The 10,923-nt window shown below is 47.2% G+C and carries 11 protein-coding genes and 1 tRNA gene; 8 read left to right on the plus strand and 4 right to left on the minus strand.

The window, feature by feature from the left end:
• Positions 1-101 precede the first annotated feature (101 nt).
• From RDP42_RS12105 to RDP42_RS12125, 5 genes are all read left to right on the plus strand, one after another.
• Positions 102-1,295 (plus strand): site-specific integrase, encoded by a 1,194-nt coding sequence (locus tag RDP42_RS12105; RefSeq protein ID WP_308763891.1) that lies wholly within the window; start codon positions 102-104, stop codon positions 1,293-1,295.
• A gap of 296 nt (positions 1,296-1,591) precedes the next feature.
• A complete protein-coding gene (locus tag RDP42_RS12110) occupies positions 1,592-1,741 on the plus strand; it encodes a hypothetical protein (protein WP_308763892.1) in 150 nt (49 codons plus the stop codon).
• On the plus strand, positions 1,741-2,181 hold the full coding sequence (locus tag RDP42_RS12115; RefSeq protein ID WP_308763893.1) for a phage holin family protein: 441 nt from the start codon (positions 1,741-1,743) through the stop codon (positions 2,179-2,181). Before RDP42_RS12110 ends, RDP42_RS12115 begins: the two co-directional genes overlap by 1 nt.
• 63 nt (positions 2,182-2,244) lie before the next feature.
• Entirely contained in the window at positions 2,245-2,739 is a 495-nt protein-coding gene (locus tag RDP42_RS12120; protein ID WP_308763894.1) for an N-acetylmuramoyl-L-alanine amidase, read from the plus strand.
• 137 nt (positions 2,740-2,876) lie between these two features.
• Positions 2,877-3,200, plus strand: coding sequence for a DUF6808 domain-containing protein (locus RDP42_RS12125; protein WP_374046983.1), 324 nt, complete (start codon positions 2,877-2,879; stop codon positions 3,198-3,200).
• 125 nt (positions 3,201-3,325) lie between these two features.
• Here RDP42_RS12125 and RDP42_RS12130 read toward each other — a convergent pair whose 3' ends face one another.
• The 4 genes from RDP42_RS12130 to RDP42_RS12145 form a co-directional block, all read right to left on the minus strand.
• Positions 3,326-4,573 (minus strand): site-specific integrase, encoded by a 1,248-nt coding sequence (locus RDP42_RS12130; protein WP_308763896.1) that lies wholly within the window; start codon positions 4,571-4,573, stop codon positions 3,326-3,328.
• A gap of 156 nt (positions 4,574-4,729) precedes the next feature.
• Positions 4,730-4,802 (minus strand) — tRNA-Gly (locus tag RDP42_RS12135).
• A gap of 93 nt (positions 4,803-4,895) precedes the next feature.
• A complete protein-coding gene (locus tag RDP42_RS12140) occupies positions 4,896-6,218 on the minus strand; it encodes a cobyrinate a,c-diamide synthase (protein WP_308763897.1) in 1,323 nt (440 codons plus the stop codon).
• Positions 6,219-6,222: 4 nt separating this feature from the next.
• Entirely contained in the window at positions 6,223-7,890 is a 1,668-nt protein-coding gene (locus RDP42_RS12145; RefSeq protein WP_308763898.1) for a formate--tetrahydrofolate ligase, read from the minus strand.
• Between the two features lie 177 nt (positions 7,891-8,067).
• Between RDP42_RS12145 and RDP42_RS12150 the strand changes: the two genes are divergently transcribed.
• The 3 genes from RDP42_RS12150 (at position 8,068) to RDP42_RS12160 (ending at position 10,674) form a co-directional block, all read left to right on the plus strand.
• Positions 8,068-9,243: an iron-containing alcohol dehydrogenase gene (locus RDP42_RS12150; protein WP_308763899.1), complete on the plus strand. Its 1,176-nt coding sequence runs from the start codon at positions 8,068-8,070 to the stop codon at positions 9,241-9,243.
• Between the two features lie 13 nt (positions 9,244-9,256).
• On the plus strand, positions 9,257-9,748 hold the full coding sequence (locus tag RDP42_RS12155) for a pyridoxamine 5'-phosphate oxidase family protein (RefSeq protein WP_022353718.1): 492 nt from the start codon (positions 9,257-9,259) through the stop codon (positions 9,746-9,748).
• Positions 9,749-10,098: 350 nt separating this feature from the next.
• Entirely contained in the window at positions 10,099-10,674 is a 576-nt protein-coding gene (locus RDP42_RS12160) for a porin family protein (RefSeq protein ID WP_308763900.1), read from the plus strand.
• Positions 10,675-10,923: the final 249 nt, after the last annotated feature.

Here is a 10,923-nt window from a genome sequence, read left to right on the forward strand (position 1 = left end):
AATACACCTCGCTGACGAAACCAGCTACTATTAATGCCCAAAAGTCCTCCCACGGGTCCAGATTTGTTAGAGCAATACAAACAATGTATCTTCGCCGAAAAATGGATAAAATAAGATACCGACTCGTATATAACCGTAAAAAGCAATTAAACAAACAAGGAACAGCACTTGTACAGGTAGAGGCCTCTTTGAATCAGCGCAAAATTTACTTCAAAACAAATATCTATCTTCGTCCGGATAATTGGGACAAGCAGACAGCGCAGGTATGTAATCATCCGCAGGCTAATGACCTGAACGCTATGCTTTTCGAGTATATTCTTCACCTGCAAGCCATAGAACTTTCTTTCTGGAAACGTGGAATCTCGCCCACATTGTCACTATTGAAGGACGCGATAAAGAAAGATACTCCCGTTTCTGTTACGTTTCCTGTTTTTGCAAAGGAATACGTTAAACATTCAGACAGACGTCAAAGTACGAAAGACAACCTGATTACGACTATCAACGTCCTGAAGGAGTTCCGACCTGGATTGGATTTCAAAGACATAACGTATAGCTTCCTGAAGGATTTTGAAGCATATCTGAGAGAGAAAGGAAACGGAGTGAATACGGTGGCCAAACATCTTCGACAGTTGCGAACGCTCGTCAATGAAGCTATAAATCAGGGATACATTCACGCAGATGCGTATCCTTTTAGGAAATTCAAAATCAAGCAGGAAAAGGGCCGGCATGAGTTCCTGACTCCGGATGAATTAAGGAAGTTGGAGAATCTCGAAGTAAGCGATAAGAAGATGCGCCATGTGCTCGATGCGTTCCTGTTCTGTTGCTATGTAGGTTTGAGGTTCTCTGACTTCTGCCAGCTTACTACATCGAACTTTATTCGGGTAAATGGAAAGAAGTGGTTGCACTTCAAGTCAATCAAGACAGGCATTGAACTTCGGCTCCCGCTGCACTTGCTTTTTGAGGGAAAGGCATTGGGCATTCTGGACCGCTACAACATAGAAGAATTTGCCGATTTAGGGTGTAACTCAGATGTGAACAAATACCTCGCACAGATAGCCGAAATGGCACGTATAAAGAAGCACATAACGTATCATACAGCACGTCATACATGTGCGACCCTACTTATCCATCAAGGTGTTCCTATCACAACCGTGCAAAAGCTTTTAGGCCATACTTCGGTAAAGACGACTGAGATTTATTCGGAGGTTCTTTCATCAACAATTCTTCGAGATTTGAAGGCCGTAAAAACGCGAAAAAAACGGCTCGATTTTCAGCCAAATTTTGCGGTCAGGTAGAGAATTGGTAGATTTCTTATACTCTACCCAGATTCTACTGACAAGGTGTGTCAGCCTTTTTGAAACAATATATTCTTTGTTCGTTTTTAACTTGTTTACCTTCGTTGGAAAAGGAAGGTAAATGAGTAGATTTGTGTGTGAAATAGTAGTTACGCCCATGAGCGTGTTCCATCCCGGGATGCGCTTGTGGGCGTTTTGTCTATTATAAGTGCTACCAAAATAAGGGATAAGAGGGATATATAAAGACATATTGTTTAACTAAAAACCTTAATTGTATGAAGAGAAAAATGATTTTGATGGCTATTGTAGTAGTCATAATTGTAGGATTGCTGGCATATTACCAGTACGTTCCGTTTTGGGCAAGTATCGTATCTACAGGAGCGTTTTTGTTTGGAATCTATTTAGGCTGGCTGGCAAAGGGCTGGTCGGATAAACATGTGAGCTGATGGAAAAGTATATCGGATTTATCACTCAAGACCTACGTGCAGGAATAGCAATCATTTTTGTCTGTCTTGTGCTTATCGTATTTGCCTGCTTATTGGATATGTGGACCGGAATAGACGCGGCACGGGCAAACAAGGAAAAGATATGTAGCCGACCACTCCGTAAGACAGGTACGAAAATCGTGGACTATTACAGGCTGGTGGTGTTTTTCATCCTGATTGATATTCTGGGCCTTTGTTTTCCATGGTACAATCTTCCGTATGGAGCAGTTATCGGTACGGCTGGAGTCCTGTTTGTAGAGGGATTTTCAGTCGTTGAGAACCTTCGCAGAAAAAAGAGTCATGCAGCGGAAGTGGCCGACATGGCTGCAAAGATTGTAGAATGCCTCACTCCAGAAGAGGCACAGAAAATAATTAAGAAGATAAAGGAGGAAAAGAAATAAAAAAAGGGCGCCGCTGCACCCATAAAAATAAAAGATTTTCACAAATATAAATAATTTAATGATATGAACAAAATAGATTCGATAATAATTCATTGCTCAGCGACACGTGCTGGTCAGGATATAGGAAAGAAGGAAATCACCCAGATGCACCTGCAAAGAGGATTCAGCACCATCGGGTACAATTACGTTATCCGGCTGGATGGCACGGTAGAAGTTGGCCGTTCGCTCACAATCGATGGCGCTCACTGTAATTCTAAGGGTTTCAGTGGTGTAAGCTACAACAAACACAGCATTGGCATCTGCTATGTTGGAGGACTGGATGCGCACGGTAAGGCAGCCGACACCCGGACACCGGCTCAGAATAAGGCATTGCACGAACTGATTGCTAAACTGATTAAGCAGTACCCTGATATTAAGGAAGTGCTGGGACATCGTGATACCAGTCCGGATCTGGACGGAGACGGAATCGTGGAACCGGAAGAATGGACGAAGATGTGTCCGTGCTTCGATGTACGTTCTGAGTATCCATTTATCCCAGAAATCGTCGTTAAGCCATGAAAATTTTATCTTATATAATAATAGCCGTCTTAACCACGATACTTATTATCAGCCGAAGGAATGACGCGAGGAACATCAATAAGGAATCGGACACCATCACCATAACCAATACTCTCAGAAAGATTCAGGTGGATACGATGTACATTCTGTCTCCTGTACCTTATCTTGCATGGATTGATAACTCTGATACCATTCATGTGAGTGACACCTGCTATCATCTGCGTGAGTATAAAGAGTATCAGGATAGCAACTACTATGCTAAAATCAGCGGCGTGGCTCCACGACTTGACGAAATCCGAGTCTATCCAAAGACGGTAACACAGTACGTGTACAGAGATAGAATCGTGTCAAATAAGCCAAAGAGATGGGGGCTGGGTCTGTCTGCTGGCTATGGTATCAGTAGAAACGGTTTGTCCCCGGTATTAGCCGTAACGGTCAATTACAACTTGTGGCAGTTCTAAATACAATATTTTATCAGAATTATATACAACTTTTCTCGAAAATTATATGCATCTTTGTGATGTATATTGTCAATTTTTTATCAGCAAAGCCCCGACCAGATTAATATCCGGAAGGGGCTTTTCCATTATCCTCTCATCATCATAATATCAGACCGAAGTTCAATATATTGCTTGTATTTTTCTGGATTATCCACGTAATCAATCACCCGCGAAATAGCCATATCAGCCTGTTTTTGCCGGACTTTGGTATAATATCGGATAACTCCCTTTGATTTGTCTGAGTGGCCCAGACAGTAGTCTATTATACCGTCAGGAATACCTATTTCAGAGGCATACTGGGCGAAAGACTTGCGGGCCGAATAGAACATAACTTTCTCACTGATTCCGATAGATTTGACGAGGGCAGCCAATGAACGGGATATATATCTTTGAAAGTTCTTGTAAGTAAATTTATATCCAAAATCCAACTTCCCTGTTGTTTTGTTCATCCATGTTCGGATAATGGTCATAGCAGGTTCTGGAATGGTAAAGCTGATAACTTTTGTGCCTACTGTCCTATTCCTTGATTTAGTACGCACATATTCTATCTTCTCGGATTTTCTGAAATCATAACTCATAAGGTCTATCAGATTGATTCCTCCAAGATAGAACGACAAGCAGAATAAATCTCTGGCTATGCGGAGCCTTTTCTCTTGAGGAGATGACTTTCTGATAGCATTGAATGTTTCTACGCTTATGTCTATGTCCCTGACTGGAGAAGAGGGTATTGAGAAATCAATGTATGGATGGACTTCGTATTTCACCATACGTTTTTTGATTCCTCGGTTGATGATTGTTTTAGTATGTCGCATCATCATACCGTTTGTCGTCTCTCCTAACTTCTTGTTTTTTCTCAGAAAGGCTGAATACCCCTCAATTATTTCGGGAGTGATGTCACACAAAAGTATATCGCCATGAACATACTCAGTGAAGTATTTCCGGTTTTGTCTAAGTAGGCCGGCATACCCACTACTCCCCTTTTCTACTAATTCGTTTTCGTATGCCATGCAAACTTGCTGGAACGTAGCAGATTCATCCTCAGACTGGGATTTAGAAATAATATTCTTGATCTGGGCGCATGAGTATATCTCCTTGTTCTTGATAGCATCAAGTTTTTCCTGGTATTCATTCAGGAGATTTCTTAGTTTGGAGTTCATCATTGAAGCATCAGGCCTTTTTACCACCTGTCCGTTCTTGAACTGTGACTCTGAGTCAATGATGAAATTGGTAATGATGTAGGATGTCTCATGTTTGTGGCAGACTGCAATCCTAATTTTATGCCTGCCATCTTTCAAGACTTTAGCCTTGAATACGGTCAATTTGAGTGTTGCCATATAGATTAAAATTTTTAGGATACGCAAAGGATACGCACAAAACCTCAAAAGTGAGGTTTATATCCTTTTTTTTAATCTATAAATCGGAGAAAGTTTCTTAGAGAAGCAAAGGCTAACATCCTTAATTATCAGAATATTAGCCTTTAAATACTGAGGAGCGGCAAGCGGGACTCGAACCCGTGACCCTCAGCTTGGGAAGCTGATGCTCTACCAACTGAGCTACTGCCGCGATTTGGTGATGCAAAGATAGAATTATTTTTTTAGAATCCTCTTTTTTCTTCGTTTTTTTTCGTCTGGGAAACGGAAAAAGTAGCTTGTCGACCTATTCCCAAAGCTTGTACAGGCCGGTTTCTCCCCAATAATTGTGGACGGAAGTGGCGATGCAGTTCTTGTAGCGGAAAAAGTATGATCCAGGCATCTCCCCTCCCTTGGCATGACAGACCGGTGTCTGGAGCGAAGTCGCTTCTTCTGTCGGCACGAGGTCGAAATAGCGATACTCATATCCTTTCAGGCTGAGTTCCCTATAGGAAGTCTGGCGGTATCCGTTGCACGGACGGTTGTCTTTCACACAGACGGAATAAGGCAGGATGCCGGCCATCTCGTAGGCCGTTCCGCCGGGACGTGCGGTCAAGGTCTGTCCCAACAAGGCCATTCCTCCCCCTTCGGCCAACAGTTTTCCTCCGTTTTCCACGTACGCGCGCAACTGTTCCATCAGGCGTTTCCGGCGATGAAGCTGACGGGCAAACAGTTCCGGATAGCCGCCGGGTAGGTAGACGATGTCTGCCTGAGGCAGTTCGCTGCCGAACACCGGACTGAAACGGATGATTTCTCCTTGCATCCGGTCGATGCTTCTCCGGTATAGGAAAGGAAAAGCCGGGTCGGAAGCCAAGGCAATCCGCAGCTTTCGGGCACCTATCCATGCCTCCGTTTCGGTTTCCGAAATGTAAGGAAGTGAATACGCACAAGGGAAGATACGGGTACAAAGATTCAATAGCTTGGACAAATCGATATGCTGTTCCAGTTGTTCAGCCACTTTGTTGAAGAGCTGATCAAGGCTCTTCCGCAGCGGCAAGGTAAGTGCCTGATGCCGGGGAGGAAGGCCTGCATCTTCCAATAAAGGAAGATGCCCCAGACATTCCACCCCCGCTTCGGCACAGGTTTCGCGTAGGAAACCATATTGGGCAGCCGAAGTGACCTGATTGAAAATCACTCCGGCTATTTTCAAATCTGTATAGAAATGCTTGAAGCCTTGCAGCATGGCCGCCGTGGAGTAGCCCGCATTGCGCGCGCTGACCACCAGCACCACCGGTATTCTCATCAGACGGGCCAGTTCGGCCCCGCTTCCCTGCGCCTTCCGGAAACCGTCGAACAATCCTCCCTTCCCTTCTACGAGACACACATCGGCTTTTTCGCCGTAACTGTTGTAGAGGGTTTGCAGGTGAGAATGTGAGGCCATCCACGCATCCAGATTGGCCGGTTCGTGGTCCGTAGCCAGCGCATGGTAGCGCAGCTCAGCCAGCTCCGGTCCGCACTTGAACGACTGCACATGCAGGCCGCGGTTGCGCAATGCCCGCATCAGTCCCAAGGCCACGAGGGTCTGCCCGCTTCCGGGCATCAGGGCTCCGACAAGAAACTGTGGCTTCATCGGCTTACGACAATCCTTCTATTTCTCCATTCACAATGTCGATGTGCAAGGCCTGCGGCTCTTTCGGCAATCCCGGCATACGCATCATTTCTCCAGCTACTACCACCAGCATTTCGGCTCCGGCGTTGATCACGATGTCACGTACGGCGAAGTTAAAACCGGAAGCCACCCCGTAGAGTTTCGGGTCGGTAGAGAAAGAATACTGTGTCTTGGCGATGCAGACCGGGAAATGAGTATATCCCAGATCTTTGATCATCTGTATCTTCTTGCGGGCAGCCGGACCGAACAACACTTGTTTGGCTCCATACAATCCGCAGGCAATCTTGGTCACCTTTTCTTCTACTGAGTCGTTCTCGTCGTACGTGAAAGTCAGCGGTTGTGACGGGTTGTGCTCGATGGTGTCTACTACCAGGTTGGCCAAGTCGACGGCACCTGCTCCCCCTTCCATGAAGGCGTTGTTGATGGCAAAGCCTACGCCGATTTCCTCACAGTGACGGCGCACGAAGTCGAGTTCTTCGTCAGTATCGTTGGCGTAACGGTTGAAAGCTACCACTACGGTCTGACCAAATGACTGGAGGTTGTCGATATGCTTGTCGAGGTTCTTTACTCCTTCTTTCAAGCCTTCCATGTTCGGTTCCTTGATTTTGTCTACATCCACACCGCCGTGCATCTTCAGTCCCTGAGCCGTAGCTACGATGACCGTCAGTTTCGGCTGGAGACCCGCCTTGCGGCATTTGATGTTGTAGAATTTCTCCGCACCCAAATCGGCACCGAATCCGGCTTCTGTCACTACATAGTCGCCGAAGGTCATGGCCAGCTTGGTAGCCAGTACGGAGTTACATCCGTGGGCGATGTTGGCAAACGGACCGCCGTGTACGAAGGCCGGTGTATGTTCCGTAGTTTGTACCAGGTTAGGCGACAACGCATCTTTCAGCAACACCGTGATGGCACCCGCCACGCCCAGATCTTTCACCGTGAAAGGCTTGTTTTCGATGGTGAATCCCAGCAGGATGTTCTCGATGCGGCGGCGCAAGTCATCTTCGTCTCTTGCCAGACAGAGGATGGCCATGATTTCAGAGGCCGGCGTGATGTCGAAGCTTGATTCGCGGGTGATGCCGTTGGTCTTGCCTCCAAGTCCTGTCACGATGTAGCGCAGGCCGCGGTCGTTCACGTCGAGCACACGGTTCCAGAGCACTTCCTTCATGGCGAAGCCGTTGTCCTTGTTCTGGTACATATAGTTGTCGAGCAGGGCCGTAATCATGTTGTGGGCCGAAGTGATGGCGTGGAAGTCACCCGTGAAGTGCAGGTTGATCTTGTCCATTGGGAGCACCTGTGCATAACCACCTCCGGCAGCTCCACCCTTCATTCCGAAGCAAGGCCCGAGCGACGGTTCGCGCAAGGCACAGAAGGCCTTCTTGCCGATTTTGTTCAGTCCGAGTGCCAGACCGATGGAAACGGTTGTCTTTCCGATGCCGGCCTTGGTCGGCGTGATGGCCGTCACCAGAATCAGGTTACTCTTCTTCACCTTTTCTTCATCAATCAGTGTTTCAGGAACTTTGGCAATGTAACGTCCGTAGTTGGAGATTTCCTCTACCGGAATGCCATACTCGCGTGCGATTTGTTTAATCTTTGTCAGCTCAATGCTGCGTGCTATTTCGATATCCGATTTCATTAGGGCAGTTTTTAAGTTTGTGCCGCAAAGATACAAAAAGCCCCGTGCCGAGGCAAATGGAAACTACAGTTTTCTCGCGGGAGGAGGCCGAGGTGTGTCGTATTTCCTATAAAAAATACGGAGAAATTCTGTAACTTTGTCCAACAAAGCATATAAACCCTATAATCTGTAAGCAATATGAATAACTTCGATTTTTATAGCCCGACCGAATTCGTGTTCGGAAAAGGCACAGAGAGCCGGACGGCAGAGCTGGTGAAGAAATACCGTGGCACGAAAGTGCTGATTGTCTACGGCGGCGGTTCCGTGGTGCGCAGCGGATTGCTCGACAAGATTGAAAAGGAACTCGATGAGGCAGGCATTCCTCACGTGGAACTGGGAGGCGTACAGCCCAACCCTACCGACCCGAAGGTGTACGAAGGCATCGAACTGGGACGCCGCGAGCAGATTGATTTCCTGCTGCCCGTGGGCGGAGGTTCCGTGATTGATACGGCTAAGGCCATCGCTATGGGCATTCCCTATGAAGGCGATTTTTGGGACTTCTATATCAACAAGGCCGTACCGCAGAAGGCGGTTCCCCTGGGCGTGGTGCTCACTATCCCGGCGGCCGGAAGCGAGGGTTCCGGGAACACGGTTATCACGAAACTTGACGGACTGAAGAAGCTGAGTGTCCGCACGCACGGCCTGCTCCGCCCCACCTTTGCCGTGATGAATCCGGAGTTGACCTACACCCTGCCCGCCTGGCAGACGGCTTGCGGGGTGACCGACATGATGGCGCATATCATGGAGCGTTATTTCACCAACACCGAAGATCAGGAGGTGCCCGACCGCATGTGTGAGGGGACGCTCAAGGCCATCACCACGGAAGCGCTCCGAGTGATGAAGGAACCGACGAACTACGGGGCCCGTGCCAACCTGATGTGGGCCGGCACCATCGCCCACAACGGAACATGCGGCGTAGGGGCCGTGGAAGACTGGGCTTCGCATTTCATGGAACACGAGGTGAGTGCTGTATATAATGTAACGCACGGGGCCGGACTGGCGGTGATTTTCCCGGCTTGGCTCACCTACATGGCCAGCCATCACGTGGGTAAGGTGGCCCAGTATGCCAACCGCGTATGGGACGTGCCCGAGTCGGACGATAAAAAAGCCATGGCCTTGGAGGGAGTGGCCCGTCTGAAAGCCTTCTTTCATGCCATTGGTATGCCCGTCACCTTCAAGGAACTGGGCATCGAGCATCCGGACATCGACCTGCTGGTAAAGAAACTGCACGAGAACAAGGGGCAATACGTGGGCTGCTACGTGCCGCTGGATGCACGGGCCACCCGCGAAATCTACGAATTGGCTAACCAATAAAAGCGGAGGGATTATGGAATACAACAATCAGGACGTGCGCAGGCAGGACCGCCTGCTCGACGAGACCCGCGCCTTTGAGATCCTGCGCGACGGTGAATACGGTATCCTCTCCATGCAGAGCGAAGATGGGAACGGAGCCTACGGCATTCCGATAAATTATGTGTGGGACCGCGGAAACTCCATCTACATCCATTGTGCGCCGGTGGGCCGCAAACTGCGTTGCATCGACGCCTGCCCCAATGTATCATTCTGCGTGACAGGGCGGAGCCGCGTCATCCCCGACAAGTTCACTACGGGCTACGAGAGCGTGGTACTGCAATGTACGGCCCACCACAGCCTGCACGAGGCGGAACGGATGTCGGCCCTCTCCCTTCTGCTCTCCAAATACTGTCCCGATCACAAGGTACAGGGCATCGAGTATGCCAACAAATCGTTCCCTCGTACGGAAATCATCCGGCTGGACATCCAGAAAGTGAGCGGAAAGACCAAAAAGATGGGGCTCTGACAGGAAGATTTTCAGGGATTTTAATGGTTTTCGGAAGACATCCTACGACCTGGAAAAAACGCCTTTACGTTTGGACTTAAACGTAAGGGCGTTTTGTCTGAAACGCAAAGACGTTTTACTTCAAACGTACTTGCGTTTGAGTTAAAACGCAAGTACGTTTTTTTGGGGGGAGATTTCCTAATTTCTTGGTTGATAAAGTTTGATTATTTGAAATGTTTTTGTAAATTTGTGTATCATCACAAAACAAAAGTGGGCTTTCATTCTTTTAGATTATAAGTGAAAGTAGTCCCTCCACTTTTGAAAAAACAGATTGGTTCAAAGGGACAGACCTAAACTAAACCGATGATATTATGAAAAAGTTCTTATTGATGACAATCGTGTTGGCAATGTATGCGTTGGCAGGTTTTTCTCAGATAAAATGGGATGGACGTGTAGGTGTGAACTTCAGTAACCTGACCAAGGTAGAAGGTACGAAAGCATTGCCCGGTTTTACGCTGGGGCTTGGTATGGATTATGGATTCAATGAAAACTGGTCTTTCCAGTCGGGCTTGATGTTTACTTCCAAGGGATATAAAGTGAAAGATATGTATAAGGTAAGACCGGTCTATCTTGATATTCCCCTTTTAGGTGCGTATAAAATCAGCGTTAACGAAAGTACCAAGTTTGTAATCAATGCCGGTCCGTATTTGTCTTTCGGGCTGGGTGGAAAAGCCAAATATGATAAAGGAGGCGATCATAAAGTTTTTGGTGACGACGGCTGGAAACGTTTTGACTTGGGTATCCAATACGGCATTGGCTTTGAGTTGAGCGATCGTTATCTGATTAACCTGACGGGGCAGCATGGGTTTATTACTCCGTGGGATGTGGAAAAAGGCGACAAACCTAAAAATATGAATTTCGCCATTAGCTTGGGTTATCGTTTTTGATTTACGAGCCAAATCTGCTATTATGTAAATAAAACTGCAAGGCCGGCTGGATTTTTTCTATGCCGGCCTTTTTATATCTGTCTTATAACCAGTCAGTCGGGGAAAATATGAAAAAATAGAATAAAATAAACTATAGAAATGTTTGGCTGTTTCAAACAAAAAGTATACCTTTGCACTCGCAAATGAAAATAGTGATGCACTCTTAGCTCAGTTGGTAGAGCAACTGACTCTTAATCAGTGGGTCCAGGG

It is taken from the genome of uncultured Bacteroides sp. (assembly GCF_902472605.1).
Lineage (GTDB): Bacteria > Bacteroidota > Bacteroidia > Bacteroidales > Bacteroidaceae > Phocaeicola.